The organism is Sphingobium sp. YR768 (genome assembly GCF_900111125.1).
Classification (GTDB): Bacteria; Pseudomonadota; Alphaproteobacteria; order Sphingomonadales; family Sphingomonadaceae; genus Sphingobium.
The window spans coordinates 81548-107750 of the sequence record NZ_FOGE01000015.1; the positions used below are offsets into that span (position 1 = coordinate 81548).

Annotated in this window: 22 protein-coding genes; 9 read left to right on the plus strand and 13 right to left on the minus strand. The window is 64.3% G+C overall.

Features of this window, described 5'->3' with window-relative positions; genetic code table 11:
* Positions 1 to 31 precede the first annotated feature (31 nt).
* Positions 32 to 1798: a single-stranded-DNA-specific exonuclease RecJ gene (gene recJ, locus BMX92_RS16740; RefSeq protein ID WP_093018551.1), complete on the minus strand. Its 1767-nt coding sequence runs from the start codon at positions 1796 to 1798 to the stop codon at positions 32 to 34.
* 139 nt (positions 1799 to 1937) lie between these two features.
* Between recJ and BMX92_RS16745 the strand changes: the two genes are divergently transcribed.
* Positions 1938 to 4037, plus strand: coding sequence for an autotransporter assembly complex protein TamA (locus BMX92_RS16745; protein WP_093018553.1), 2100 nt, complete (start codon positions 1938 to 1940; stop codon positions 4035 to 4037).
* On the plus strand, positions 4037 to 8248 hold the full coding sequence (locus BMX92_RS16750) for a translocation/assembly module TamB domain-containing protein (RefSeq protein ID WP_093018555.1): 4212 nt from the start codon (positions 4037 to 4039) through the stop codon (positions 8246 to 8248). Before BMX92_RS16745 ends, BMX92_RS16750 begins: the two co-directional genes overlap by 1 nt.
* A gap of 36 nt (positions 8249 to 8284) precedes the next feature.
* On the opposite strand, the gene BMX92_RS16755 is transcribed toward BMX92_RS16750, so the two are convergent.
* Positions 8285 to 11188 (minus strand): glycosyltransferase family 2 protein, encoded by a 2904-nt coding sequence (locus BMX92_RS16755; protein ID WP_093018557.1) that lies wholly within the window; start codon positions 11186 to 11188, stop codon positions 8285 to 8287.
* 74 nt (positions 11189 to 11262) lie between these two features.
* Positions 11263 to 12030 carry a peptidoglycan editing factor PgeF gene (gene pgeF / locus BMX92_RS16760; protein WP_093018559.1) on the minus strand — a complete coding sequence of 256 codons (768 nt, stop codon included), beginning with the start codon at positions 12028 to 12030 and terminating at the stop codon, positions 11263 to 11265.
* A 161-nt stretch (positions 12031 to 12191) separates the two neighbouring features.
* Here pgeF and BMX92_RS16765 point away from each other — a divergent pair, with 161 nt between their 5' ends.
* Positions 12192 to 13754, plus strand: a complete 1563-nt coding sequence (locus tag BMX92_RS16765; protein ID WP_093018560.1) for an amino acid permease — start codon at positions 12192 to 12194, stop codon at positions 13752 to 13754.
* A gap of 49 nt (positions 13755 to 13803) precedes the next feature.
* Here the strand turns inward: BMX92_RS16765 and BMX92_RS16770 are convergent, their stop codons facing one another.
* On the minus strand, positions 13804 to 15069 hold the full coding sequence (locus BMX92_RS16770; RefSeq protein WP_093018562.1) for a multidrug effflux MFS transporter: 1266 nt from the start codon (positions 15067 to 15069) through the stop codon (positions 13804 to 13806).
* A gap of 218 nt (positions 15070 to 15287) precedes the next feature.
* Here BMX92_RS16770 and BMX92_RS16775 point away from each other — a divergent pair, with 218 nt between their 5' ends.
* Positions 15288 to 15584, plus strand: coding sequence for a hypothetical protein (locus BMX92_RS16775; protein ID WP_093018564.1), 297 nt, complete (start codon positions 15288 to 15290; stop codon positions 15582 to 15584).
* On the opposite strand, the gene BMX92_RS16780 is transcribed toward BMX92_RS16775, so the two are convergent.
* The 5 genes from BMX92_RS16780 to BMX92_RS16800 are packed head-to-tail and all read right to left on the minus strand — an operon-like array spanning position 15585 to position 18836.
* Positions 15585 to 16718 carry a GNAT family N-acetyltransferase gene (locus BMX92_RS16780; RefSeq protein ID WP_093018566.1) on the minus strand — a complete coding sequence of 378 codons (1134 nt, stop codon included), beginning with the start codon at positions 16716 to 16718 and terminating at the stop codon, positions 15585 to 15587.
* The gene (locus BMX92_RS16785; RefSeq protein ID WP_256213474.1) at positions 16711 to 17442 is read right to left on the minus strand and encodes a glycerophosphodiester phosphodiesterase family protein; all 732 of its coding nucleotides are present in this window, start codon (positions 17440 to 17442) and stop codon (positions 16711 to 16713) included. The genes BMX92_RS16780 and BMX92_RS16785 overlap by 8 nt, the downstream gene beginning before the upstream one ends.
* On the minus strand, positions 17423 to 17887 hold the full coding sequence (locus BMX92_RS16790) for a RidA family protein (RefSeq protein ID WP_093018570.1): 465 nt from the start codon (positions 17885 to 17887) through the stop codon (positions 17423 to 17425). Before BMX92_RS16790 ends, BMX92_RS16785 begins: the two co-directional genes overlap by 20 nt.
* The gene (locus BMX92_RS16795) at positions 17884 to 18540 is read right to left on the minus strand and encodes a hypothetical protein (RefSeq protein ID WP_093018572.1); all 657 of its coding nucleotides are present in this window, start codon (positions 18538 to 18540) and stop codon (positions 17884 to 17886) included. Before BMX92_RS16795 ends, BMX92_RS16790 begins: the two co-directional genes overlap by 4 nt.
* The gene (locus BMX92_RS16800) at positions 18537 to 18836 is read right to left on the minus strand and encodes a DUF3572 domain-containing protein (RefSeq protein WP_093018661.1); all 300 of its coding nucleotides are present in this window, start codon (positions 18834 to 18836) and stop codon (positions 18537 to 18539) included. Before BMX92_RS16800 ends, BMX92_RS16795 begins: the two co-directional genes overlap by 4 nt.
* Positions 18837 to 18903: 67 nt before the next feature.
* Here BMX92_RS16800 and BMX92_RS16805 point away from each other — a divergent pair, with 67 nt between their 5' ends.
* Both BMX92_RS16805 and BMX92_RS16810 read left to right on the plus strand, forming a co-directional pair.
* Positions 18904 to 19266 carry a response regulator gene (locus BMX92_RS16805; protein WP_177185103.1) on the plus strand — a complete coding sequence of 121 codons (363 nt, stop codon included), beginning with the start codon at positions 18904 to 18906 and terminating at the stop codon, positions 19264 to 19266.
* A gap of 149 nt (positions 19267 to 19415) precedes the next feature.
* Positions 19416 to 21278, plus strand: a complete 1863-nt coding sequence (locus tag BMX92_RS16810) for a PhoX family protein (RefSeq protein ID WP_093018574.1) — start codon at positions 19416 to 19418, stop codon at positions 21276 to 21278.
* 198 nt (positions 21279 to 21476) lie between these two features.
* Here BMX92_RS16810 and rpmG read toward each other — a convergent pair whose 3' ends face one another.
* Positions 21477 to 21644 carry a 50S ribosomal protein L33 gene (rpmG, locus tag BMX92_RS16815; RefSeq protein ID WP_006959016.1) on the minus strand — a complete coding sequence of 56 codons (168 nt, stop codon included), beginning with the start codon at positions 21642 to 21644 and terminating at the stop codon, positions 21477 to 21479.
* A gap of 201 nt (positions 21645 to 21845) precedes the next feature.
* Between rpmG and BMX92_RS16820 the strand changes: the two genes are divergently transcribed.
* The 3 genes from BMX92_RS16820 (at position 21846) to BMX92_RS16830 (ending at position 23351) form a co-directional block, all read left to right on the plus strand.
* Entirely contained in the window at positions 21846 to 22169 is a 324-nt protein-coding gene (locus BMX92_RS16820; protein ID WP_093018665.1) for a hypothetical protein, read from the plus strand.
* Between the two features lie 13 nt (positions 22170 to 22182).
* Positions 22183 to 22749: a TMEM165/GDT1 family protein gene (locus BMX92_RS16825; protein ID WP_093018576.1), complete on the plus strand. Its 567-nt coding sequence runs from the start codon at positions 22183 to 22185 to the stop codon at positions 22747 to 22749.
* 110 nt (positions 22750 to 22859) lie between these two features.
* Positions 22860 to 23351 carry a Dps family protein gene (locus BMX92_RS16830; protein ID WP_093018578.1) on the plus strand — a complete coding sequence of 164 codons (492 nt, stop codon included), beginning with the start codon at positions 22860 to 22862 and terminating at the stop codon, positions 23349 to 23351.
* A gap of 57 nt (positions 23352 to 23408) precedes the next feature.
* Here the strand turns inward: BMX92_RS16830 and BMX92_RS16835 are convergent, their stop codons facing one another.
* From BMX92_RS16835 to BMX92_RS16845, 3 genes are all read right to left on the minus strand, one after another.
* Entirely contained in the window at positions 23409 to 23879 is a 471-nt protein-coding gene (locus tag BMX92_RS16835) for a GreA/GreB family elongation factor (protein WP_093018667.1), read from the minus strand.
* A 78-nt stretch (positions 23880 to 23957) separates the two neighbouring features.
* Complete coding sequence (gene cobT / locus BMX92_RS16840; RefSeq protein WP_093018580.1) at positions 23958 to 25784, minus strand: cobaltochelatase subunit CobT; 1827 nt, start codon at positions 25782 to 25784, stop codon at positions 23958 to 23960.
* The gene (locus tag BMX92_RS16845) at positions 25781 to 26203 is read right to left on the minus strand and encodes an OsmC family protein (RefSeq protein ID WP_093018582.1); all 423 of its coding nucleotides are present in this window, start codon (positions 26201 to 26203) and stop codon (positions 25781 to 25783) included. The genes cobT and BMX92_RS16845 overlap by 4 nt, the downstream gene beginning before the upstream one ends.

The following is a 26203-nucleotide window of genomic DNA, read 5'->3' on the forward strand; positions in this document are numbered from 1 at the left end:
CCCCCTATGCGCAAGAAAATTGCAATTAATCTCAATCGGCCCATGCGGCGTCCTCCAGATGCAGTTCGGCGGCGGGGCGGCTGCCCCAATCGTCGATCTTCGCCTTGCCTGCGATCCACAGCCGCCGGTCGCGCGGCGCGCCCAGGATCGCCTGGCCCAGATCGGTTTCGGCCTGACGGAAGGCGATGGTCTTGATCGAGCGGCCGTCATCCCCCGCCATGATCGCGCGCAGATGGCCGTTGCCCACGACATCGGCCTTGATCACGCGCATCTTGCCTGCGGCGATCAGGGGCGCGGGCCAGCCCGCGCCATAGGGGCCGCCCTGTTCGATCGCGGCGACGAAATCCGGGTTGACGGCCGATGGCGCCAGCACGGCATCGATCAGCAATGCGCGGTCGTCCCGCGCCTTGGCGACGGCGGCGGACAGGCGATCGTCCAGGTATTCGGCCAGCGCGTCGATCCGGTCGGCCGCGACGGTAAGGCCCGCCGCCATGGCATGGCCTCCGCCCGCGACCAGCAGGCCGCTATCCTTGGCCGCCAGCACCGCCGCGCCCAGATCCACGCCGGAAATGGAACGGCCGGAGCCTTTGCCCACGCCCGCGTCGTCAAGGGCGATGACGATGGCCGGGCGGCCAGCCTTTTCCTTGATGCGGCCGGCGACGATGCCGATGACGCCGGGATGCCAGCCTTCGCCCGCGATTACCGCGACCGCGCGATTGCCCTGCGCGGCGAGCAGCGCCTCGGCCTGTTCCTGCACCGTCGATTCGATGGCGCGGCGTTCTTCATTATACTGATCGAGCTCTGCGGCGATGCGGGCGGCTTCGGCCGGGTCCGTCGTCGTCAGCAGGCGCACGCCAAGGTCCGCCTGTCCCACACGCCCGCCAGCGTTGATGCGCGGCCCCAGCGCGAAGCCCAGATCATGGCAAAGCGGGGCGCGGGTCAGGCGGCTGGCGTCGATCAGGGCGGACAGGCCGATATTGCGGCGCTTGGCCATGACCTTGAGCCCCTGCGCCACGAAGGCGCGGTTGAGGCCTCTGAGTTGCGCCACGTCCGCGACGGTGCCCAGCGCAACGATATCCAGCAGGTCCAATATATTGGGCTTGGCCCGAACGGCGAACCAGCCGCGTGCGTCGAGCGCCTTCAGCAGCCGGGCGCCGAGCAGGAAGGCGACGCCGACGGCGGCCAGATGGCCGTGCAGGGCGGCTTCGGGATGTTCGTCCAGCCGGTTGGGGTTCACCAGCGCGAAGGCTTCGGGCAACTGGGTCGCGCATTTATGATGGTCGACCACGACGACATCGACGCCGGTCTGCTTTGCCATGGCCAGCGCCTCGAACGCCTGTGCGCCGCAATCGACGGTGACGATCAGCGTGGCGCCTTCGCCCGCCAGCCGGACCAGCGCCTCGCCCGAGGGGCCATAGCCCTCCATCAGGCGGTCGGGAATATAGGGGCGGGCGTTCAGCCCCAGATCGCGCAGCAGCAGGATCAGCAGGGCGGCGCTGGTGGCGCCATCGACGTCATAATCGCCGAAGATGCGGACATCTTCGCCGCGCTGGACGGCGTCGGCCAGTCGTTCGGCGGCGGCGTCCATGTCGCGGAACAGGCTGGGATCGGGCATGAACTGCCGGATGGTGGGGTTGCGATGCGCCTCCAGCCCGTCGCGCGGGCAGCCACGCGCCAGCAGCAATTGCGTCACCAGATCATCGGGCAGATAGGTCGGGTCGCGCGCGTCTGCGCCGCCCCCCCGCCAGCGCCAGGGCTGGCCGGAAATGGATCGCGAGATATTGAGCGCAAATGTCATGTTCCGCCTCTAGACCGGGTGACGTCATGAGGGAAGCAGGCCAAATCATGTCGCAGGCGGAACCGTCGCAACATCCTGAGCGTATTGCCTCTTTGCTGCGCATGTGGAATGCGCGGCGTGAAAGGGGCATCGCAGGTTCATGATCAGACGACAGGCATATCATGTCCGGCGCATGTTGAGCCTGTTCCTGCTGACGGCCTCGCCTCTGCCCCTGATGGCGCAGACGGCGCCGTCGACGACGGAGCCCGCGACCGAAGAACCGATCCTGCCCGATGACCAGTTTGAGGCCCGCCTGTCCAAGATGGAGGGCGCCGATCCCAACGCGCCCCTGCCGTCGATCGACAACTGGATCGACCAGCAAATGCCGGCGCAGGGCAGTGCGGCGACCGATCTGCCGCCGGCGACCGAACCGGCCGAAGAACAGGAACTGGCGCAGCCGCTGCCGCCGCTCGACAGCGTGACGGTTCCGGCCAATGCGGCGGCCAATAGCGATCCCAATGCCAAGCTGCCCGATATCCGCTATGCCACCAGCATCGAAGGGTTCGGCAAGACCGGGCTGGAGGATGAATTCCGCGCCGAATCGGCCCTGATCGATGGAAAGGGCAAGGCGGAAACCGCCGCCATGGTGCAGGCGCGCGCGCATGAAGATGAAAAGCTCGCCACGCGCCTTTTCTATTCGCAGGGCTATTATGATGCGACCGCGCTCGCCAGCCTGGATCAGGCCGGGGACGGGACGCTGAAGGCCGTCATCTCCGTCACGCCGGGCAAGCGCTACAAGATCGGCGCGATCGTCGTCACCGCCGATCCGACCGTGCCGCCGACGCTGATCCGTGACAGCCTGCCGCTCAAGACCGGCGACTATATCATCGCCACTAATGTCGAGGGGGCGGAGGCCAATGTCGCGCTGAAGCTGCCGGAAAATGGCTATGCCTTCGCCAAGGTCGGCGAACGAGACATATTGCTCGATGCCGCGACGGTGACGGGCGACTATACGCTGCCGGTCGATGTCGGACCGCGCGGTACCTTCCGCAAGATCACGACCAGCGGCGAAAAGCAGGCGTTCGGCGCCGACCATATGGAGGTCATCAAGCGCTACAAGCCGGGCCAGATCTATGACAGCCGCAAGGTGGATGATCTGCGCAAGGCGCTGGTGGCGACCGGGCTGTTCTCCACCGTCGGGGTCGATCCTGTGCGGACGGGCGAGGTCGCGCCGGATGGCACCGAATATGTCGACCTGCATGTCGAACAGGAAGCCGGGCCGCCACGCACGCTGGCGGGCGAGGCAGGCTATGGCACGGGGCAGGGCTTCCGCGCGGAGGGGACATGGACCCACCGCAACCTCTTCCCGCCCGAAGGCGCGCTGATCGGTGGCGTGATCGCGGGCACGCAGGAACAGGGCGTTTCGGGCACATTCCGCCGCTCCAATGCGGGCAAGCGGGACAAGACGTTCCAGACCGGCATCACGCTCAATCACCAGAATTACGACGCCTATGAAGCCTTTACGGCGGGTCTCAACATCGGCTGGTCGCGTGCGTCAACGCCGATCTTCCAGAAGCGCTGGACATACAGCTATGGCGGGGAAATCCTGCTGACCAACGAACAGGTGGTGGTCGATCCGGCGACGGCGGACAAGACGCGGCGCACCTATTTCATCGGCGGCCTGCCGGTGCAGATCGGCTATGACCGGTCCAACGACCTGTTGAACCCGACCAAGGGGTTCCGCGCCACCGTGCGGGCCGAACCGGAAGGATCGCTCCAGGGCAATTTCTCCCCCTATCTGCGCGCCAGCTTCGACCTGACCGGCTATTATCCGGTGTCCGACAGTCTGGTGATTGCGGGCCGGGCCAAGGTCGGCACGATCACCGGCGTCAGCCGCGACGATGTTGCGCCGTCCCGGCGCATCTATGCGGGCGGCGGCGGATCGGTGCGCGGCTATGGCTATCAGGAACTGGGGCCGAAGGACGCCAATAATGATCCGATCGGTGGACGGTCGGTCAATGAATTCGCGGTCGAGAGCCGCTATCGCTTCGGCAATTATGGCGTCGTCGCCTTTGTGGATGCCGGTCAGGTCTATGAAAGCTCCATGCCCAAATTCTCCGACATGCGCTATGGCGTCGGCCTGGGTGGCCGTTTCTACACCAATTTCGGCCCCTTCCGCGCGGACATAGCGATGCCGATCAACCGGCAGCCCGGTGAATCCAAATTCTCCCTCTATATCGGCATCGGACAGGCCTTCTGATGGCGCAGGATGACACCCCGCCCGCCGCCACCGAAACCATGGTGATCCGCGCGAAGCGGCCTTTGTGGCAGAAGATCGCGATTGGCGCCGTCGGCCTTGTCGTGGGGCTGGTCGTGCTGGTCGCGGGCCTGTTGCTGGGCCTCAATACCCAGCCGGGCAAGAAATTCCTGATCCAGCAGATTGCCGCGCTTCAGATGGAGTCCGGCATGAAGATCGAGGTCGGCCGGATCGACGGATCGATCTATAGCGACATGACGATCCATGATCTGGTGCTGCGCGATCCCAAGGGCGTGTTCGCGGTCAGCCCCAAGGTGCATGTGGTGTGGCGCCCCTTCCGCTACATCAACAACCATATTTCGGTCAGCCTGCTGGAAACGCCGCTGGTCGTGCTGGCGCGCAGCCCGCAATTCAATGTGGTGGAAAGCGATCCCAACGCGCCGATCCTGCCGGATCTGGACATCGACGTCGACCGGATGAAGATTGGCAAGTTCATCCTGGCCAAGCCGGTGATCGGCCAGAAGCGCGAAATCGCGATCGACGGCGTCACCCATATTGCCGACGGCCGGGCGATATTGTCCGCCGATGCCATTGTCGACAGCGGCGATCGGTTGCAGGCGAAGCTGGATGCGGTGCCCGCGCAAAATCGTCTGGCGATGAGCGGCACGCTGACCGCGCCCAAGGGCGGTGTCATTGCCGCCATGTCGGGCCTGACCGACGGCATGACCGCGACGCTGGATGGCAAGGGCAGCTGGCAGGCGTGGGACGGCCGGATCATCGCCCATACGCCCAAGGGCGAACTGGCGAATATCGCGCTGGCCGCGCGTGACGGCAATTTCACCGCCAAGGGACCGGTGCGGCCCGGATTGGTGTTCGAGGGGCCGGTGGACCGGCTGACCGCGCCGCAACTGGACGTCGACCTGTTCGCCGGTCTCAACGAACGGCGCGTGAACCTGAAGGGCACGGTGCGCTCGCCCGCCATGACGGCGGATGCGCAGGGCCTGATCGACCTTGGCAAGAGCCAGTTCAGCGCGCTGAAGATCAACGCCGCGCTGCTGACGCCCGGTGCGATCATGGAAAAGGTGAAGGGCAGCGACGTGCGCGCCTCCATCATCCTCGATGGGCCGATGGCGACGCCTTTCATCGACTATGACATCACCGCCAAGAGCATCGCCTTCGACGCGACCGGGATCGAGAATCTGAAGGCCAGCGGCCGGGCGGTGATCGACGCCGATCGCATCCGCATTCCGGTGAACGCCACGGCGACCCGTGTGACCGGCCTCAACGCCGCGGCGGGCGGCCTGCTCCAGAATCTGCGGGTAAAGGGCGATTTCGCTTATGCTGCGGGCAAGCTGATCAGCGACAATCTGAAGATCGACAGCAACAAGATCGACGCCACCGCCATCGTGCTCGCCGACATCGACAATGCCATCTATCGCGGCGCGCTCAAAGGTCGGGTGAATGATTACAAGGTGGACGGCGTCGGCATCGTCAACCTCAATACCGATGTGGAGCTGATCCCCGGTCCCAGGGGCGGCTTTGGTCTGGGCGGGCGCTTTGGCGTGCGGACGGCACGGTGGGAAAATGCATCGGTCCGCGATTTTCTGGGCGGCAATGCTGTCATGTCCGGCCGGATCGGCATGACGCCGGAGGGCAAGTTCACGCTGGCGGGCCTGAAGGGCGCGGCGCCCAATTTCACCATCCATAGCGGTTCGGGCAGCTACGACACCGACGGGCAGGTCGCGTTTGATGCGACGGCTTCGTCCAAACAATATGGCCCGCTGGCACTGACGGTGCGCGGGACGATGGAGCGGCCGCAGGCGGTGTTGCGCGCGGCGCGGCCCAATGTCGGCGTGCAACTGACCGACGTGGTCGCCAGGCTGAACGGCGAGGCGGCGGGCTATCGGCTCGAAGCCACGGGTGGTTCGCCTTATGGTCCCTTCTTCGCCAATGTGCTGATCCGGACGGCACAGGGGCCGCTGACCATCGACGTGACGAAGGCCCGATTTGCCGGGATCGACATGAACGGCCGCATCCAGCAGAGCGCCGCCGGTCCCTTCACCGGGCAACTGGCGATGAACGGCTCCGGCATCAACGGCGCGGTCAAGCTGGCGGCGGTCGGTAAGGTGCAGGGGGTGGACGTGAACGCCACGGCCAGCAATGCCAAGCTGCCTGGCGAAGCGGATATCGTCATCGGCCGGGCGATCGTCACCGCCTCCATGCTGCTGACCGACCAGCCGCAGATCAAGGCCGACGCGCAGATCGCCAATGCGGCCTATGGCGCCTATGTCGTGCGCAAGGCGCGGGCGCGGGTGGACTATCAGGGCGGGCGCGGGCGCGCGCAACTGGTTGCGGATGGCTCCAGCGGCGTGCCCTTCTCGGTCGCGGTCAACGCGGCGCTGCGGCCCGATCTCTATGCCGTGCATATGCAGGGCAAGGCCGCGAATATCGACTTCAAGCTGGCGCAGCCCGCCATCATCCGGGTCGAACAGGGCGGCTATCGTCTGGAACCGGCCACGCTGGTCCTGCCGCAGGGCAAGGTCGATCTGGCGGGTCGCTTCGGTGACAGCACGACCGCGCAGGCGCGGTTCAAGGATTTCGATCTGGCGATCGTCAATCTCGCTTCGCCGGGGCTGGGCATTGGCGGGCGGGCGACCGGCACGCTGGATTATAGCCAGCAGGGCAGCGCCTTCCCGACCGCGACGACGCGGCTGGCCATCGCCGATTTCCGCCGGTCGAGCCTGAGCGCCGTGTCCGATCCGGTGTCGATGAATGTGGAAGGCAAGCTGTCTTCGGCGGGCGGCGACATGCGCGGACTGATCCGCGAAGGGAACAGCACGCTCGGCCGCTTCGTCGCGACGTTGGCGCCACCGGGGGCTGGCGCAAGCTGGGCGGAGCAGTTGCAGAATGCGCCGCTTGGCGGGGGCATCCGCTATGCGGGGCCGGCCGATGTGCTCTTCTCCTTCGCGGGGCTGGCCGACCAGCAACTGACGGGCGGGCTGGCGGTTGCGGTGGACTTTAGCGGGAAGCTGGCCGATCCGCGCCTGAATGGCGTGGTGCGCGCCAATGCGCTGACCTATGAGAATGAGACGTTCGGCACCCGCGTCACCCAGATGAAGCTGGATGGCCGCTTTACCAACGATCATTTGGAAATCCGTGATTTCTCCGGCCGGGCCGGTGACGGCACCGTGCAGGCGTCCGGCAATGTCGGGCTGGCGGCGGACAGCGGCTTCCCGATGGCGATCGCGGTGAAGATGGATCATGCGCGACTGGCGCGCAGCGAAGACATCACCAGCGTCGTCAGCGGTACGCTGAACATCACCAACAGCGCGCAGACCGGCGGCCTGATCAAGGGCGACCTGTCGCTGCCCGAAACCCGGTACAAGGTGGCGTGGCAGGGCGGCACCGAGATTCGCGAGCTGACCGGCATCCGGCGCAAGGGCGCTGGCCCCGATGCCCTGGACCAGCGGCTGGCGGCGCGCAAGGCGGAAGCCAAAGCGACCGACTGGAAGCTCGACATTCGGGTGCGGGCGGACAATCAGATCTATGTCACCGGCATGGGGCTGGATTCCGAATGGAAAACCGACATGCGCGTGACCGGCACCACCGCCGCGCCGCGTGTCATCGGCAAGATCCAGGTGCTGCGTGGCCGCTACAGCTTCTCGGGCCATCAGTTCGATCTGGAGCAGGGCATCATCACCTTCAACGGGCCGATGCTGAACCCGACGCTGGCTATCAAGGCGGAAACGACGATCGACAGCGTGACGGCGGGCCTTCAGGTGACCGGATCGGCGCAGCAGCCGGAAATCGCCTTCATCTCCACGCCGACCTTGCCGCAGGATGAAATCCTGTCGCGCATCCTGTTCGGCGAGAATGTCGCCAACCTCTCCGCGACGCAGGCGATCCAGCTTGCTGCTGCTCTCAACGGGTTGCGGGGTGGCAGCGGCGGCCTCAATCCGATGGGCAAGCTACAGGGCGCGACCGGGCTGGACCGCATCGGTATCGTTGGTGGCGATGAAGCGACCGGACGCAGCACGTCGCTGGCGGTCGGGCAGCATATCTCCAACAATATCTATGTGGAGGTGATCACCGATTCGAAGGGCTTCACCGCGACGCAGCTGGAAATCGCCCTGTCGAAGACGCTGAGCCTGTTGTCGAAGACCGGCACCAATGCCGGATCGTCGGCGAACCTGCGCTATTCGAAGGATTATTGACCGGGTGTCGGCGCGAAAGCGCTGACGCGAAACCCTTCAGAGGCGGGCGATCAGTTCGTCCTGTCGCGCGGTGTCGATGAACGGGCAGGCACGCAGGAGCGCCGCCAGGTCGACCGGCATGGCGGGTAGCTGGCACAGGTCATAGAGATCGCGATACGTATCCCCTTCGCCGAACGGTACGGGTTCGATGTCCCATGTTCCGGTCGAGGCATAATAGTCGCGGAACTTGGTGCCGTCGCCCAGCAGATTGTCGCCCAACTTCAGCCACATCGCTGGTACGCCATAGGCATGGGCGGCGATGATGCCATGCAGCGAGCTGGATGCGATGCGGCGACAGGCGGCGATCTGGTCAATCACCTGCAAGAGTTCGCCGTTGATGTCTATTTCGATGATGCCTTCGGGCAGCGCGGGAATGGCGGTCAGGGGCTGATCGCGGACATGGCGGATCAGGCCGAGCTTGTGTCGCTTGCGCGCCGCCGGGCGATAGAAGAGCGGCATCAGTAGCGCCGGATCGCCATAGCAGGGCGGACAGTCGATCCCCTGATCCAGCAGCATCTGGCGGCTGATCGGGCCGCGCACCGCGCAAATCCGCCTTGGCGCCTCGCGGACGCGGTCGCCCGCCGCGATGAAGCCGGTGCCCCAGACGATGGTGCGTCCGTTGGCGTTGGCAAGGTGGCTGCCGATGACGCTCTGGATCGGTTCCGGATCGCTCTTGCGCACATGATGCGCGTGGTGGACCGGGCGGCCGGTCAGTAACTCGACCAGATGGGGATTGAGCTTGTCGCCCCAATTTTCCCGCACGATCGGGGTGATCGACCAATGAAGCGTAACCGGCGGCGGGACGGCGCCATGATCATAGGCGTCCCATTGCGGCGTGGACCGCAGCGCGCCGGCATTGATCAACGATTGGGATCCTTCGAACCGGCGGGAATCGGCCGACAGCATCGGTCGCGCCCGATCTGTCTCCAGATCGGCATAGCAGCTATATTCCTGCGAGCTGTCACCATATTGATGCTCGGCCGCAACCCGTCGGGCGCGCTCGGCGAAATCGGGCCGGAACTTATAGTGGAGCAAAAGCATCGAAACCGATGCGACCTTAGCCGGGGAGGTGTAATGCGAGGCGTAGAGTTGCTCTATCCGTCCGCCGCCGCGCAGCCCCGAACTTTTCGTCAGCGGCATGGGGCGATAGTCGAGCAGTCGCGATCGCGGTCCGCCGCTATAGTTGACATAGGGCGCGAGAATATAGGGGGCAGGGGCAGCAGGTGGGTCGAAATGGCGGCAGACCTGCGTGAAATCACCCTGTGGATCGTCCAGCGCGGCCATGGTTTCGGGCAACATGTCGAGCATGAAGCCCGCCAGCACCTCAGCCCCCTCCGCCCGCATATGATCCCACAGCGCGCTGATCGGGCGGCTTTCATAATGGGGATAGACCAGATGTTCGTCGGCATCGACGCGCAGACATAATGTGTCTGCATAGTCGGGACGGGCGATCAGCGGATTGAACCAATGATTGCCTGCGGCCGCCCGGCGAAAGCTTGCCGATGTGCTGTAGAGTTCGACATCCTCCTGGGCCATCAGCCATTCCCGGCTGCCATCGGTCGATCCATTGTCGATCATCACGAAACGACGCACGCCGATCCGACGGTAATGGGCCAAGAAGGCTGGAAGCATGACGAGCTCGTTGCGCAGCTGGCAGAAAACGACCACCGATGGGGGCGGGCCGGACAGCGCCTTGAGGCATTGCAATTCGTGGCTGCGATCGAGCCCGGCCGTCATCCGCCGTCGATGCCAATAGGATGCCTGCGCCTGTGCGATCCGGCCGCGCTGCGCATCCTGCCATTCGAATATCTGGCCCAGCACGGGCGGGCTATAGGGCCAGTCTCGTACCGTCGCGCGTAAGGCGTCGATCATGGCTTCGGCCTCGTCCGTGGCGCCATTCTTGACCAGGGCTTCGGCAAGCCTGCCGCGCGCCACGATTGCGGCCGGGCTGTCGGGATAGGCCTGGTGTGTTTCGAACTCTGCGCGTGCGTTGCGCAACGCCACGGCTTCATCACTCTCCTGCGAATGACGGCGGAAGATCAGCCCTCGCAACTCGTCGTTCGCGCCCGTCAGTTCCGCCAGTCGATGCTGGAGCGTGTCGGAGAAATAATGATTGCGCCCGTTGACCAGCTTCAGGACGATCCGTCCCAATATCGCTGCGTCCAGCGGCAGAGAGTTGATGCGTTGCAGAAAGGCGCACATGTCGGCATCGTCGCCCTGCTGGTTGATCAGCCGCGCTTCATGAGTCAGAAAGCGCCGGTCTGCCGGGAAGCGGAGGGCGGCAGTTTGTAGGACACGCCGCACCTGCGCCGCATCGCGGTCTTTCAGGAAGATGTCGATCATGCCGATCAGGGCGGACGGATCGTCGGGTTGAAGCGCATCCGCCACCATCTGGTCGGCCAGTGCTTCGGTCAGCCGTCCGGCATCGGTAGCCACGCGGGCGCGCAGGCGGCGCATCTCAGCCTCGATCGGCGTGCCCAGATGGAGCGACACGGCGCTGTCCAGCAGGTCGAAGGCCAAAACAGGATGGCCGAGCGTGGCATGAATGGCGGCTTCACGCGGAACGCCGCCGGCATTGCGCCCTTTCGCCGGCAAAAAGGCGCGATAGGCGGAAAGGGCAGCCCCGATGTCCCCGCATTGCTCCAGCGCCAGGCCCAGCCTACCCTGATCCGCGCGTGACAAGGGTTGCTGTGCGGCGCAACGTTGCCACAGCGCGGCGGCATCGCGATAATGGCGTTCGCGTGACGCGCACAGGGCCTGCACCCGGATGATCTCTGCCGCATCAAGATGCAGGAAGGGTGCGATCAGGGCATTGGCGGCCTGGATATCGCCCGATTGCATGGCGACGATCGCCTGATCGACTGCTGTGCGCATTGCCACGGCTTGCCCTGCGTCGTTCATCCGCGCTCCCTCTGTCTCTCGCGCACGAAGACGTAGCCGAATTTTACCGGAGGTCCAGCCGTCCGGTATCGGAATTAGGCGCCATCGGGCAGAGCGATCATCGATATCTGCCGCCCATAGTCGCTTTCCTGCGCGTGGCAGGCGCGGCGATAGCTGTAGAAGCGGTCGGGCTGGCTATAGGTGTCCTCGTCCAGCAGGGCGATCCGTCCGATGCCTGCACCAGCAAGGCGTGTGGCCACATAGGCTGCTATGTCGAACTGGTGATGGCCGGGACGTCCGGGGGTGAAGAAGCGCTCATTGGCGCTGTCGTCCTGTTCGAAGCGGGCGGCGAAATCGTCGCCCACTTCATAGGAGGCGCGGCCGATGCAGGGGCCGATGGCGCAGGCGATTCGGGCCGGATCGGCGCCCAGCGCGACCATCGCCTCGATCGTCCGGTCGGTCACGCCGCCGATCGCGCCCTTCCACCCGGCATGGGCCGCGCCCACGACGCCCGCATTCGCGTCGGCGAACAGCACCGGGACGCAGTCTGCGGTCAATATGCCCAGAACCAGCCCCGGATGGTTCGTCACCATCGCATCGGCGGCGGGTCGTGCGGTGTCGGCGATCGGATCGGTCACCGTCACCACATCGGGGGAGTGCACCTGATGCACCGTCACCAGAGTCGCGCCCGGCAGCAGCGCATCCCGCGCCAGATCACGGTTGCGCATCACGGCTTCGCGATCATCCTGCGACCCAAGGCCGACATTCAGCCCGGCATGCACGCCCGTCGATACGCCGCCGCGCCGTCCCGCAAAGCCGTGCGGCACGTCTTCCAGCCCGTTCGCGCGCAGCAATTCGATCATAGGTCAGCTCCTTGTCAGTCTGCGCCGCTATTGGACGAGCATGTCTCATCCACGCAACATACTTGCGCGTGGCGGATTAGGCGATAGTCTCGCGTTCATAGCTCAAGGGGGGCGGCGTCACGCTGCCCGAGCAAAACAGATGAGTGTAAAGGGCATCATTCATGATTTTCGGGCGCGTTAAGCCTCTCGACGCCATATTGGCGACGGCAGAGAAAAAATCGCTGCACCGGTCGCTGGGCGCATTCCAGTTGACCATGCTGGGCATCGGCGCCGTTATCGGCACCGGCATTTTCGTGCTCACGGCGGAGGCGGCGCAGAAGGCCGGCCCCGGCATGATGCTTTCCTTCGTCATTGCCGGCTTCGTCTGCGCCGTAGCAGCGCTATGTTACGCCGAAATGGCGGCGATGGTCCCGGTTTCCGGTTCCGCCTACACCTATAGCTATGCCGTGATGGGCGAATTGATCGCCTGGATGGTCGGCTGGGCGTTGATTCTGGAATATGCGGTCGCCGCGGGCGCCGTGTCGGTGGGCTGGTCCGGCTATGTCGTGGGCCTGATCGAACATACATTCCACCTCGACATACCAGATTTGCTGACGCGCGGACCGTTCGATGGCGGCATGGTGAACCTGCCGGCGATGCTGATCGCGTCGCTCGTCACCTGGCTGCTGGTCATCGGCACGAAGGAGAGCGCGACCGTCAACGCCGTGCTGGTGCTGATCAAGGTGTCGGCGCTCACCCTGTTCATCGTTCTGGCCCTGCCGGTCATCAACATGGACAAGTTCACGCCCTTCGCCCCGCTCGGTTTTTCGGGCATTTCGGCTGCGGCCGCCTCGATCTTCTTCGCCTATGTCGGTTTCGACGCCGTTTCGACCGCCGCGGAAGAAACCAAAAATCCGCAGCGTAACATGCCGATCGGCCTGATCGGTTCGCTCGGTATCTGCACCATCTTCTACATGCTGGTTGCCGCTGGCGTCATCGGCACCGTCGGCGCCCAGCCGGTCGCTGGTCCGGCCGGCGAAGTGCTGGCCCCCGGTTCGACCGCTTTGTCGCAGCAATGCGCCGCGCTGGCCGCCGCTGGTACGGAAGCCGTCACCTGCTCGAAGGAGGCGCTGGCCTGGACCCTGCGTGAAATCGGCTGGCCCCAGATCGGCAACCTGCTCGGCCTCGCCGCCGGTCTGGCGCTGCCCTCGGTCATCCTGATGATGATGTTCGGCCAGACCCGCATCTTCTTCGTCATGAGCCGTGACGGCTTGCTCCCGGCCGTCTTCTCGAAGGTCCACCCGACCTACAAGACGCCGCATGTCATCACCATCCTGACCGGCATCTTCGTGGCGCTGTTCGCCGCCTTCTTCCCGGTTGGCATTCTGGCCGACATCTCCAATTCGGGCACGCTCTTTGCCTTCGCCGCCGTGTCGATCGCGGTGATGCAGTTGCGCAAGACCGATCCGAACCGCGCCCGTCCGTTCCGCACTCCCGCGATCATGGTGACCGCACCGATCGCGATCCTGGGCTGCCTCTATCTCTTCTGGAGCCTGGGCGTCGAAACCAAGCTGATGTTCGTCGGCTGGGCTGCCGTCGGCCTGATCGTCTATTTCGCTTATAGCCGCAGCCGCAGCCATGTCGGCCGGGGCGTGGTGGATGTCGCGGAAGATGATGCGGGCATCCCGCCGCAGCCGGTGCCGCCGCTTCCCGGCGCGCATACGCCGGGCGGCAAGGACGCCTGATCGAAGCAAAAAAAGGGGCGGGAAACCGCCCCTTTTTTAATGCTCCATTTTAATGGAAGTCGACGTCGGCGTCGCGGAGCGAACCCAGATTGGGGCGCGTGAACAGCTTGCCATGTTCGGCCCAGATCACGATCAGGAAAGATACCGAGCCAAAGACCAGCAACCCGATGGTGAAGGGCAGTGTCGTGCCATCGAATGCCCGCCCGACCACGCTGCCCAAAGCGCTCGACAGGGCGGTCGTCAGAAAGGCCTGGAAGGACGATGCGACACCAGCCCCCTTGTGGAACGGTTCCATCGAGATTGCGCTGAAATTGGACGCGGTGAAGGCGACCGTCATCATCGTCATCGCCTGAAGCGCCATGAAGCTGACCAGCGTCTCATGCCCGGTCAGGATCACCGCCAGATGGATCGCCGCGATCAGGATGAAGGCGATCAGCGCACTCTGGCTCATCCGCCGGGCACCGAAGCGCGACACCAGCCGACTGTTGATCAGGCTGCCCAGTCCCATACAGCCGGCGATCGTCGCAAAGCCGATCGGGAAGATTTTCTCCGCATGGAACACATCGAAGAAGATCTGCTGGATCGACAGGATGAAGCCGATCAGGCCGCCCATCACCACGCCGCTCGCCAGCATATAGCCGATCGAACTGCGGGTGCGGATGACGGTGCCGATGGTGTGGAGCAGGGCGCCCGGCGTGATGCGGATGCGGTTTTCGGGCTTGAGCGTTTCGGGCAGGCGCGTGATCATCCAGCCCAGGATCAGGCTGGCCAGAATCACCAGCACCCAGAAAATCCAGCGCCATGGCGCGACCCACAGGACCGCTTGTCCAAAGCTGGGCGCCATCACCGGGATCAGCATGAACACCGCGAAGATCAATGACATGACTCGCGCCATGGCGTCACCCTTGAACTGGTCGCGGACGATGCCGACGGTGATGACGCGGCTTGCCCCGGCAAAGAAACCGGCACTGGCCCGCGCCGCCAGCATCATGAAGAAGCTTTGCGCACTGGCGCAGGCAATGGTGGACAGGATGAACAGCGCCATCGCGCATCCCAGGACCCGCTTGCGCCCGAACCGGTCGGACAGCACGCCGAACAGCAGCGATCCGAACCCCAGCCCCAGAAAATAGATGCTGATGATCAATTGCCGGTCGTTGGGATGCGGAATGGCCAGATCACGGCCGATATCCGGCAGCGCCGGCAGCATGGGATCGATCGACAGGGCGTTCATCGCCATAAGGCAGGCGCACAGCAGCACGAATTCGCGGAAATGGATTTCTCGCGATGGGGCGGCGGTGGAAGGTGTCTGGGTCATGCGGGCGGCTATGGGGGCAACAGGCCCCTTGTTCCAGTCTTTATCTGCCACGCAATGCCGTAACGGCACCCGATCATTCCAAGCAGAGGCCCATTTCTTCCTATGATATCATGGAAAATTTCGCGTTAACCATTTTTTATCGCTTCCCGGTCCAACCTGCTGCTCGTGGAAAAGGGGGTCCAGATCCATTGCATTAGGATTGAACAGGGGCAGACATCATGGGTAACAGCATCAAGAGCGCACAATTTCTGATGGAAGCCCGCCTGTCGCGGGCGGCATATGGAACGGCGGACGACTGTTTTGACTTGGGCGTCGCTTATAGCTGCGGCGAAGGCGAACTCCCGATCGACCTGATCGAAGCGCATAAATGGTTCAACCTCGCCGCGCTGCGTGGCAGCGAGCAGGGGCAATCGATGCGCGCCGAAATCGCCGAGGAAATGACGGCCCGCGAAATCGCCGAAGCCCAGCGTCAGGCGCGCGCGGTGATCGCCTTCACGCAGATGCGGGCCGCCTGATCAGTCGCCTTTCCGGAACGGCGTTCGTTCGCTGAGCCATAGCCGATCGCGCTGCACGCCTTCGCGTTCGGCGGCCAGAAAATCGGCGATCGCCCGGCGAAATCCCGGATTGGGGATATGGTGGGCTGACCAGGTCGGCTCAGGTGCATAGCCGCGTGCCAGCTTGTGGCCGCCCTGTGCACCGGCCTCGACCTTGTTCAGGCCGCGCGCGATGGCGACGTCGATCGCCTGATAATAGCAAAGTTCGAAATGCAGGTTGGGGACATCTTCGGTGCAGCCCCAATAGCGACCATAGAGCGTGTCCGCGCCGATCAGGTTGAGCGCGCCCGCGATCGGCTGGCCGTCGCGTAGAGCGAGCATCAGCAAAGCCTTATCCGCCATGGTTTCGCCCAGGATCGAGAAGAAAGCGCGGGTCAGATAGGGCTGGCCCCATTTGCGCGCGCCGGTATCCTGGTAGAAAGTCCAGAAAATATCCCAATGCGCTTCGGTCAGGTCGCTGCCGGTCAGGTGCAGTATCTCCAGCCCTTCGACGGCACGTCGCCTTTCCTTGCGGATGTTCTTGCGCTTTTCGCTCGACAGGTCGGCCAGAAAATCGTCGAAGCTGCCATAGCCGCGATTGGTCCAGTGGAACTGGCTATCCTCGCGGATCAGCCATCCTGCCGCTTCGAATAGCGGCACCTGATCGGCATCGATGAAGGTCGCGTGGGCCGATGACAGCCCGTTGCGCTCGACCAGCATCTCCAGTCCGTCGATCAGTGCGGGCGCCTGTTCAGGATCGCGCAGCAGCAGGCGCGGGCCGGGCACGGGGGAGAAGGGGGCAGCGATCTGGATCTTGGGATAATAGCGTCCGCCAGCCCGCTCCCATGCGTCGGCCCAGCTATGGTCGAACACATATTCGCCCTGGCTGTGGCTCTTGCCATAGGCGGGCGCGGCAGCGGCGATGCGGCCGTCCGAGCCGTCGATGACGAGCGGGATGGGCTGCCAGCCGCTGGCGCCGCCCACGCTGCCCGATCGTTCCAGCGCGACGAGGAAATCCCATGACACGAAGGGGTTGGCATCCCCCGCGCAGGCATCCCACTCCGCACGGTCGAAATCCGCCACGCCTGACGCGATGCGTGCCGTGACGTCAGCCATGCGCGATCTCGAAGATGATCTGGTCGGCATGGACCGCTGCACGATGGCGGTCGCTGTCGCTGCGCACCGTCCATGTCAGCACGGGCAGACCCCTTGCGCGGGCGCGGCGGGACAGGGCGGAGGGCAGGTCGCGAATGTCACAGGCGATAAAATCGGGTTTCGCGAGCCAAAGCGCAAGGGTGCGTTCGATCCGGCCGCGCAGCCAGCCCTTGCCCTGTTGCGTCACGACCAGTCCGCGTATCTGATCGGGGCGATGGCGCGCAAACCAGCGCATCGCCCGGGGGTTGAAGGACATGACCGCCACGGGCGCATCGGGCCAGGATGCGAGGTCATGCGCCACCGCCCGGCAAATCGGGGCGATGTCCCGGTCATCCGACTTGATTTCGACCAGCAAGGGAGTCTGTCCGCCGCAGCGGGCTAGCAATGTGGAGAGGCGCGGGATCATGCCGCCATCGGGCAGCGCTAGGCAATCCAGCGTGGCGCCATCCAGATCGGCCAGCTTGTCGTCCCGGCTGGCCAAGCGACCCAGCCGGGCGTCGTGAAACACGAAGGCGGCGCCATCCCGGCTTGGCCGGACATCGCATTCGATGCCGTAATGGCCAGCGATGGCGGCTTCGAAGGCCGCCATCCCGTTTTCGCTGATCCAGCCCCCATGCAGGCCCCTATGGGCGAAGGGGCGGGCGGTCAGCCAGTCGGTCGGGCGATCAGGCCGCCGGGCGGACAAGGACGACCGCGTCGATTTCGACCACCGCACCCAGCGGCAAGACGGGCACGCCCACGGCGCTGCGCGCATGCTTGCCCGCTTCGCCGAAAATCTCGACCATCAGTTCGGATGCGCCATTGGCGACCTTGGGCTGGTCGGTGAAGGTCGGCGCGCTGGAAATGAAGGCGCCCAGCTTCACGATCCGCTCGACCCGGTCGAGGTCGCCCAGCGCCGCCTTCATCTGCGCGATCAGGTTGAGGCCGCAGACGCGCGCAGCGGCGACGCCATAGTCCAGGTCGCGATCTTCCCCCAGTCGGCCGGTCATCAGGCCATCGGGCGCCAGGGCGATCTGGCCGCTGATATGCAGCAGGCCATTGGCCTCCACCGTGGGCACATAGGCGGCGACCGGTGCGGCGGCCTGGGGCAGGGTGATGCCGAGTTCGGCAATACGGGCTTCGATGCTCATGCGATAACTCCATCGGATAAAGGTGATTCGATCGGGGCCGGGCCTTGCGCCAGTCGCTCCATGATCCAGTGTTCGGCGGTGGCCCAATCGTCGATCCGGGCATGGGCATAGGGCGCGGTCGGCACATAGGCGGCGATTTCGGGTTCGCCCACCAGATGCAGCCGCCAGACGCCCGGCGCATGGGTGGCGACCGAATGATGATGTTCGGCCAGATCGTCGATGAACAAGGCGACGCTGGGCTGCCGCTCCGCGACGATCGCCGCGAGAGGCCGACCCTTGCCGCCCTGGTTCCAGTGGACCGGCAGGGTAAGGCCATGGGCTGCGAGTTGCTGCGCCCGTGCCGCCTGATGCCGCTCGGTAATGTTGGTCAGCACTTCGATATCGGCGATCACGGACAGGCGCAGCAAGGCTTCGACCGCATTTGCGATCGGAGTCTGGCGGTGCATTTCCGTTTCGAAAAAGCCCAGCAGCAATTCCCAGACATGCTGCCGCTCCAGCGGCTCGCCGCTATCCTTGTGCCGCAGCGCCTCGGCAAAACCCCGCTCGCGCATGTCGAAATGCACGCCATGGGTTTCGTCCAGCCATTCCCGGAACGGCACGACCATGTGCAACAGCACTTCGTCGCAGTCGGTGATGATCAGGGGACGGGTCATGCGTTCAATCTCTGCTGCGCTGCGATCAGGGCGGCGGGGGTGGCGTCGATCGCTTCGGCGCAGGCGATCAGGTCGGGCTCATGGTCGGACAGGAAGGTGAGGACCGCGCCCAATATGGCGGGATTGTCGATCCCCGCGCGCAGGGCGTCGACATCAAGGCCGGTCAGCGCCAGCAACCGATCGGCACGGCCACTGTCGCCCAGCGTCCAGCCCAGCGCCATCAGCGCCAGCGTTGCCGCCTCTTCCGCGCTATCCTGTCGGCTATCCGGCTTGCCATTCTCGGCTGTGGGTCGCATGATGGCCTTTCGGGGCGGGGCGGCTGACGGGTGCGCTCCAATAGGCATTTCGGAACGCGGGTGACTGGTGGCAAAGCGCGTGCTCGTTGTCGAGGACAACGAACTCAATCTCAAACTTTTTTGCGACCTGCTGCGCGCGCACGGGCATGAAGTGCTTCCGCTGCGCGACGGGCGCGACGTATTGGCGCAAGCGCAGGCGTTCCTGCCCGATCTTGTCATCACCGACATCCATCTGCCTCATGTCAGCGGGCTGGACCTGATCATTTCGCTGAAGGCCGACGACCGGCTGTCCGCCGTCCCGATCATGGCGGTCACGGCCTATGCGGGGCAGGGCGATGAGGAACGGATTCGCACGGCGGGGGCGCAAGCCTATGTGTCCAAGCCGATTTCCGTGCTGCGCTTCGTGGAGCAGGTGAACGCCCTGTTGTAACGATCGGGCAAAGCGCTTCACAATATCGTCATCCAGCTTTCATCACGCCTACATCGACCCGCCCTTTTCGCGTCATCCCCGTCTGTCACCCCCCGCAACGCAGGGGCGCGGCGCATTGCCGACAGCCTGAACGCACAGGGGTAATATTCATGTCTCATCTGACCGACGAGGCGCGCGCGGCCTATCGCGACGCGCAGCCGACCATTGATATGGGCGACAACAGCCTGGAATCGATCGTCGCGGCCAATCCGGCCCGCCGCACCATCCTGAAGAACGGCCTGCTCGGCCTGTCGATCCTGCCGATGCTGGGCGCGCTGGCCGCCTGCGACGATGACGATGATTCGAGCAGCCCGACGCCAACCCCCACGCCTACGCCGACCCCGACGCCCAGCTATGGCATCGCCTTCACGCCGGTCGCCGCCAACATGAACGATACGGTGACGGTGCCCAACGGCTATACCGTCGACATCCTGCTGAAGGCGGGCGATTCGATCGAAACCGGCGCCGCCTATTCGGGCAGCTATCCGACCCCGGCCGACGCCGAAAAGTGGGCCGGCGGCAATCATGACGGCATGGAATATTTCGAACTGTCGGGCACTAACGCCAATAGTGGCGGCTTGCTGGCGCTGAACTTCGAATATCCCGACTTCAACATCCTGATGGCGGGCGGCTATGACGCCGCGACCGCGACCGCCGACCAGAAGGCGCTGGCCCTGTCGGCCGTCGGCATCGGCGTGGTGGAAATCGCCAAGGCTTCCGACGGCAAATGGTCGGTCAAGTCGGGCTCTAAATATAATAAGCGCTACACAGGCAACAGCAGCTACAAGGCGACCGGTCCTGCCGCTGGTCTGCTGTCCGGCACGATCAAGGGCATGCTCAACAATTGCTCGTCGGGCCGCACCCCCTGGGGCACCTATCTGACCTGCGAGGAATCGACCGACAATTATCTCGATCCGACGCAGCCGGAGGAAAATTACGGCTGGGTGGTCGAAATCGATCCCTATCAGGAACTGGATGCGCCGACCAAGCGCACCGCGCTCGGCCGTTTCGACCATGAAAATGTCGCCCACATGGTCGACAGCAACAGCCGTGTCGCCTTCTATATGGGTCATGACGGCACGCCGGGCTGCATCTACAAGTTCGTCTGTGATCGCGCCTTCAACGCGAGCAATCGCGCCAACAACCGCGACATGCTCGACCATGGCACGCTCTATGTCGCCCGTTTCAATGCGGACGGCACGGGCGAATGGCGCGCGCTGGTTCAGGGGCAGAACGGCCTGACCGCTGGCGCGTCCGACCCCGGCAACACCAGCCAGAGCGCGACGCCGATCACCCCGACGACGGTCGACTTCAACAATCAGGCCGATGTCATGATCAACACCATCTCGGCGGCGCGTGTCGCCGGTGGTACGGTGATGGATCGCCCGGAATGGATCACGGTTGCGCCCGACAACAGCGCCATCTTCGTGACGCTGACCAACAATAGCAGCCGCCGTTCGACCGACGCCGCCAATCCGCGCACCGTCAACCGCCACGGGCATATCGTGAAGTTCAAGGAAACCGGCAACTCGCCGCTGGCCATGACCTTCACCTGGGAAATCTTCCTGCTGGCGGGCGATCCGTCGCTGGCCGGTTTCGGCGACAAGCTGGAAGGCAATATCAACGGCGACACCTTCTCCAGCCCCGACGGCATCCGCATCGATCCGCAGGGCCGTCTGTGGGTCCAGACCGATCATTCGGTGCCGGGCAATTCGGGTGATTCGTCGCGCACGATCGAACAGGTGTTCGGCCAGAATGCGATGTTCTACATCGACCAGTCGACCAAAAAGTCGATGCGCTTCCTGGTGGGGCCTGAAGGGTGCGAGATCACCGGCATCGCCTATACGCCGGACCTGACCAACTTTTTCATCAACATCCAGCACCCGACCGGCGAATGGCCGGTGTCGGGTCAGGAACCGCGTTCCTCGACCATCGTCGTGCGCCGTACCGACGCCAAGCCGGTCGGCAACTAATATCGGAAAAGGCCCCTGTCCTTTGAGGGCAGGGGTTTATTGGGGGCGTTCCGGCAGGAGCGCCCCCTTTTCCGTATCCGGCTGGCACCCGGCATGTCCGGCCAACAGCAAAAGGCCCGCTCCCTTGCAGGGACGGGCCTTTGTCCGTTCCGAAAAAGCCGGAAAGATCAGGCGCGCGGGCGAAAGGCCCGCAGCGGCTTACTTGATCTTGGCTTCCTTGAATTCGACATGCTTGCGCACGACCGGGTCATACTTGCTGAAGCTCAGCTTTTCGGTCTTGGTGCGCGGATTCTTCTTGGTGACGTAGAAAAAGCCAGTGTCAGCCGTGCTGACGAGGCGGATCTTGACAGTTGCTGGCTTGGCCATGGCCTTATTCCCTGGTCGTAAAGAGCGTAAAAAATAAAGCGGCTCGCCAATGGTGAGTGGCGGACCGCCCGTTTCAGCGGTCGCCCATGGGCCAGATTCGGCCCTCTGTCAAGGCTGCGACGATTGGCCCTTCAGGCTTTACGCGCCTTTAACCCGGGTAAGGCTATGAAGAAACGGGGCGAAACGAAGGGAGTGCATCCCATGCGACATGATCCGATGCTGGCGATTTTAACGGACCTGATGCGCCGGGTCGATGGGCTGGCGGGGCAGCGGGGCCATTTTTCGGTTGCTCGCTTGCAGGATGAGGTCGACCAGATTCGCCACATCGCCCGTGCCTTTGGTCTGGACGCGGTGGAGGGGCTGGCCGCCACATTGGGGTCGGCCACCTCGCTCCATGGTCTGGGGCCGGTGGTGCTCTCCTATCTCGACCTGATGCGCGATGCGATTGCCGAGGATATGCCGGTGGTCGATATCGTGCCGATCATTCCGCCGACCATCGCCACCGTCACAGCCTTGCGCGCCTGAGCCCGGCTGGCCGATGGACGCCCTGCTGATCGCGTTGCTCGGCTGTCTGCTTGGCGAAATGGGGGGCAAGAGCCAGTTGCTCGTGCTTGCGCTCGCCACCCGTTATGAACGCAATGGCGCGATCATCGGCGGCATCATCGTGGCAGCGGTGGCCAATGCGGCTATATCCGCCTTTGCCGGTGCGTGGATCGGCCCGATGCTGGGGAGCGACGCACGGCTGCTGTTCCTGGCGCTTTCCATCCTGTTTCTGGGCGTGGGCCTGTTCTGGCGGGCTTCTCCGCCCGACACGCTCGGTGGCTGGCGGACCGGCGCCTTCCTGACCACGGCGCTGGGCCTTTTCATCCTGGGCTTTGGCGACGGCCCGCAATTCCTGATCCTGGGCATCGCGACGCGCACGGCTGATCCCATCCTCGCTGGCATAGGTGGTGCGATCGGCGTCATCGTCGCGCTGGTGCCGGTGGTGGTGGTCCGCGGCCAGTTACTGGCTGCCCTGCCGTTGCGCGCGATTCGCTGGACCGGAGGGATCATATTGCTCGCTGTCGGCGTCCTCATGGCGCTGTCCGCGACGGGGATCATCTGATCGAAGGCATTGATCAGCCTGATCGGGATTTCCGTCGTGAAAAAATGGCACCAACTTGCCGCGCGATCATTATATGTCCGAAACCAGTTTCCCGAACAGGAGGACAGTGAATGACCGCCCCCGACCTCAAGACCCCGACTGATCTGAAAAGCAACGCGACCAAGTCCGTCGCCGAAGCGCTGAACGGTGCGCTGGCGGACAGCTATGCGCTGTACCTGAAGACCAAGAATTTCCACTGGCACGTCTCCGGCCCGCATTTCCGCGACTATCATCTGATGTTCGATGAGCAGGCGACCGAGATTCTGGGCGTGACCGACCTGATCGCCGAGCGCGTGCGCAAGACCGGCAATGTCACGCTGCGTTCCATCGGCGATATCGCCCGGCACCAGAGCGTGAAAGATAATGACGCCGACTTCGTCAGCCCGGCCGACATGCTCAAGGAACTGCGCGACGACAATCTGGCGCTGGTCGAAACCTTCCGCGCGGTGAAGGCCGCCGCCACCGAAGCGGGCGATAACGCCACCGAAGGCATTGTCGACGACTGGACCGATCAGGCCGAACAGCGCGCCTGGTTCCTGTTCGAGGCGGCACGCGGCGCCTGATTGGCCGTTACGGCAAAGAAAAAGCCCTCCGGTGGAAATCGGGGGGCTTTTTCATGATCACTCTTCGGTGAGTATCTCGATCGCGACAATCTCGATCGCCTCGACCTTCCCGGCGAAATCCACCTTCTCGCCGACTTCCGCATCCATCATCGCGCGGGCGAGGGGGGAGGAGAAACTGATCCGGCCTTCATGGGGATCGGCTTCGTCATCGCCGACCAGCGCAACCGTCTTTTCCTGCTTGTTCAGCCGATAGGTGACCCGTGTGCCGAAGGCGACGGCCTCGCCATCCGCCACCGGCCGCAATTCCGCCGTCGCCAGCCGCGTGCGCCAATAGCGCAATTCGCGCTTATGCTTCTTGGCGGCCTCTTCCTCCATGGCGGCGGTGTCGATGGCTTCCAGCGCCTCGACCTTGTCCCGCGTCAGCCGCAATCCGCGCGCCGTCACCCAATTGGGACCGGGCGGGATCGGCAGCTCGAACTTGGGCTCCATATGCTCATCATCGCTCTCGCGACGAAAGGCGACACTCACGTCATCACTCTCCTGAAAATAGCGAACCATGCCCCGGATGCTCTCCGGCGCATGGTTCAACCCATCCCTATGTCGGGATCAATCTTCGTCGAACAAGCCCGCAAGCTGCTCGACCATGGTGCCGCCCAATTGCTCGGCATCCATGATCGTCACGGCACGGCGATAATAGCGGGTCACGTCATGGCCGATGCCGATCGCCACCAGTTGCACCGGCGAGCGATTCTCGATCCAGTCGATCACCTGCCGCAAATGGCGCTCCAGATAGGTGCCGCTGTTCACCGACAGGGTCGAATCATCCACTGGCGCGCCGTCGGAAATCACCATCAGGATGCGGCGCTCTTCCTGGCGTGCGATCAGGCGGCTATGCGCCCAGAGCAGCGCTTCGCCGTCGATATTTTCTTTCAGCAGCCCTTCGCGCATCATCAGGCCCAGATTCTTGCGCGCGCGGCGCCAGGGATCGTCGGCCTTCTTGTAGATGATGTGGCGCAGGTCGTTCAGGCGGCCGGGCATGGGCGGACGGCCCGCGGCCAGCCATTGCTCGCGGCTCTGCCCGCCCTTCCACGCGCGGGTGGTGAAGCCCAAAATCTCGGTCTTCACGCCGCAGCGTTCCAGCGTGCGCGCCATGATGTCGGCGCTGATCGCCGCGATGCTGATCGGCCGCCCGCGCATCGATCCCGAATTGTCGATCAGCAGCGTGACGACGGTATCGCGAAACTCGGTATCCCGCTCTATCTTGTAGGATAGCGAGCGAGTGGGATCGATCACGATCCGCGCCAGCCGCGCTGCGTCCAGCATGCCTTCTTCCTGATCGAAATCCCAGCTGCGCGATTGTTGCGCCATCAGCCGGCGTTGCAGCCGGTTGGCCAGCTTCGTCACCGCGCCCTGCAAGCTGACAAGCTGCTGGTCGAGGAAGCCGCGCAGCCGCACCAGCTCATCCTCGTCGCACAAATCCTCCGGCGCGACGACTTCGTCGAACTTGGTCGTATAGGGCTTATAGTCGAAGCCGGGCGGCAGGTCGGACATCGGGCGATTGGGGCGAACCGGCATCATGCCTTCCTCGCCCATATCGTCGGCGCCCTCGTCGCTGTCGGCGTCGAACTCGTCGCTATAGTCGGTTTCGCCCTCTTCGGTGTCGCCGCCCTGATCTTCGGCGCGCGCCTCGGCATTCATGTCGCTGTCGCCGGCCTCGTCCTGGCCGCTTTCGCCTTCTTCCTGCTGCTCTTCCTCGTCTTCACCTTCATCCTGCGATTCGGGTTCTTCGGTGTCGGGCGGCACATCGGCGTCGATCAACTGGAGATGTTCCAGCATCGTCGTGGTCAGCTTCTGGAAGGCGCGCTGATCGTCGATCGCCAGCATCAGCGAATCAAGGTCCGGTCCGGCCTTGTCCTCGATCCACTGGTCGAGCATCGCCACACCGGACGCCGCATCCTTGGGGATCGCCTGCCCGGTCAGTCGCTCGCGCACCTTGAGCGCCAATGCGGTCGACAGCGGCACTTCGTCGGCGGCGCGGGCGCGCCGGATCGCGTCGGATTTCAGTCGCAGATCCAGCGCATGGTTGAGGTTGGCGCGCACGCCCGCCATCGCCCGCGATCCGATCGCCTCGACCCGCGCCTGCTCGACAGCATCGAATACGGCGCGCGCCACTGCTTCGGACGGGGTGGTAGCGGCATGGAGCTTTGCATCATGATGCCGCAGCTTGAGGGCATGGGCATCGGCAAAGCCGCGCGCTAGGGCCACCTGATCGGCGGGCAGGGCGCGGCCGGGCGTCGGCACCTTGATCGCCTTGCCCGCAGCATGGGGCGTGTCAGCGGTGAAGCTGACCTCAACCTCCGCATCGCGCGTGATGGCGCGGGCGGTGCCGGACAAGACATCCTTGAAGGCGTCGATGGGCGATCGTTCGGTCATGGCCGCTCCGGTTCGCCGACGCGCGGCACGGCGATCGTCTCGATCTGAGTCTCCACCTCGCTCATCAGCTTGTGGACCGGGCATTTTGCGGCCACGGCGATCAACTTGTCATGCTGCTCGTCGGTCATCGGCCCGGTCAGCGCGATACGGGTGGTCAGCTTATAGACGCCCTTACGCTCCTCGCTCGCGTCGCGGACCACGCCGACATGGATATTCTCCACCGGAATGCCGTTGCGCTGCGCATACCACAGCATGGTCATCGCCTTGCACGCGCCCAGTGCGCTATCATACAGGTCATGCGGGTCCGGCCCGCCGTCATGGCCGTCGGGCGCGGACATATCCGCAATCATCTCATGCCCGCGGATGCTGATCCGGTGCGCTGTGCCGCCTGTCGGGTCGATCCGCTCGACGATGATCAT

Excerpts from the sequence above, each read along its gene's own strand:
- recJ (WP_093018551.1), bottom strand. The coding sequence starts at position 1,798 with ATGACATTTGCGCTCAATATCTCGCGATCCATTTCCGGCCAGCCCTGG.
- BMX92_RS16745 (WP_093018553.1), top strand. The coding sequence starts at position 1,938 with ATGATCAGACGACAGGCATATCATGTCCGGCGCATGTTGAGCCTGTTC.
- BMX92_RS16750 (WP_093018555.1), top strand. The coding sequence starts at position 4,037 with ATGGCGCAGGATGACACCCCGCCCGCCGCCACCGAAACCATGGTGATC.
- BMX92_RS16755 (WP_093018557.1), bottom strand. The coding sequence starts at position 11,188 with ATGAACGACGCAGGGCAAGCCGTGGCAATGCGCACAGCAGTCGATCAG.
- pgeF (WP_093018559.1), bottom strand. The coding sequence starts at position 12,030 with ATGATCGAATTGCTGCGCGCGAACGGGCTGGAAGACGTGCCGCACGGC.
- BMX92_RS16765 (WP_093018560.1), top strand. The coding sequence starts at position 12,192 with ATGATTTTCGGGCGCGTTAAGCCTCTCGACGCCATATTGGCGACGGCA.
- BMX92_RS16770 (WP_093018562.1), bottom strand. The coding sequence starts at position 15,069 with ATGACCCAGACACCTTCCACCGCCGCCCCATCGCGAGAAATCCATTTC.
- BMX92_RS16775 (WP_093018564.1), top strand. The coding sequence starts at position 15,288 with ATGGGTAACAGCATCAAGAGCGCACAATTTCTGATGGAAGCCCGCCTG.
- BMX92_RS16780 (WP_093018566.1), bottom strand. The coding sequence starts at position 16,718 with ATGGCTGACGTCACGGCACGCATCGCGTCAGGCGTGGCGGATTTCGAC.
- BMX92_RS16790 (WP_093018570.1), bottom strand. The coding sequence starts at position 17,887 with ATGAGCATCGAAGCCCGTATTGCCGAACTCGGCATCACCCTGCCCCAG.
- BMX92_RS16795 (WP_093018572.1), bottom strand. The coding sequence starts at position 18,540 with ATGACCCGTCCCCTGATCATCACCGACTGCGACGAAGTGCTGTTGCAC.
- BMX92_RS16800 (WP_093018661.1), bottom strand. The coding sequence starts at position 18,836 with ATGCGACCCACAGCCGAGAATGGCAAGCCGGATAGCCGACAGGATAGC.
- BMX92_RS16810 (WP_093018574.1), top strand. The coding sequence starts at position 19,416 with ATGTCTCATCTGACCGACGAGGCGCGCGCGGCCTATCGCGACGCGCAG.
- rpmG (WP_006959016.1), bottom strand. The coding sequence starts at position 21,644 with ATGGCCAAGCCAGCAACTGTCAAGATCCGCCTCGTCAGCACGGCTGAC.
- BMX92_RS16820 (WP_093018665.1), top strand. The coding sequence starts at position 21,846 with ATGCGACATGATCCGATGCTGGCGATTTTAACGGACCTGATGCGCCGG.
- BMX92_RS16825 (WP_093018576.1), top strand. The coding sequence starts at position 22,183 with ATGGACGCCCTGCTGATCGCGTTGCTCGGCTGTCTGCTTGGCGAAATG.
- BMX92_RS16830 (WP_093018578.1), top strand. The coding sequence starts at position 22,860 with ATGACCGCCCCCGACCTCAAGACCCCGACTGATCTGAAAAGCAACGCG.
- cobT (WP_093018580.1), bottom strand. The coding sequence starts at position 25,784 with ATGACCGAACGATCGCCCATCGACGCCTTCAAGGATGTCTTGTCCGGC.
- BMX92_RS16845 (WP_093018582.1), bottom strand. The coding sequence starts at position 26,203 with ATGATCATCGTCGAGCGGATCGACCCGACAGGCGGCACAGCGCACCGG.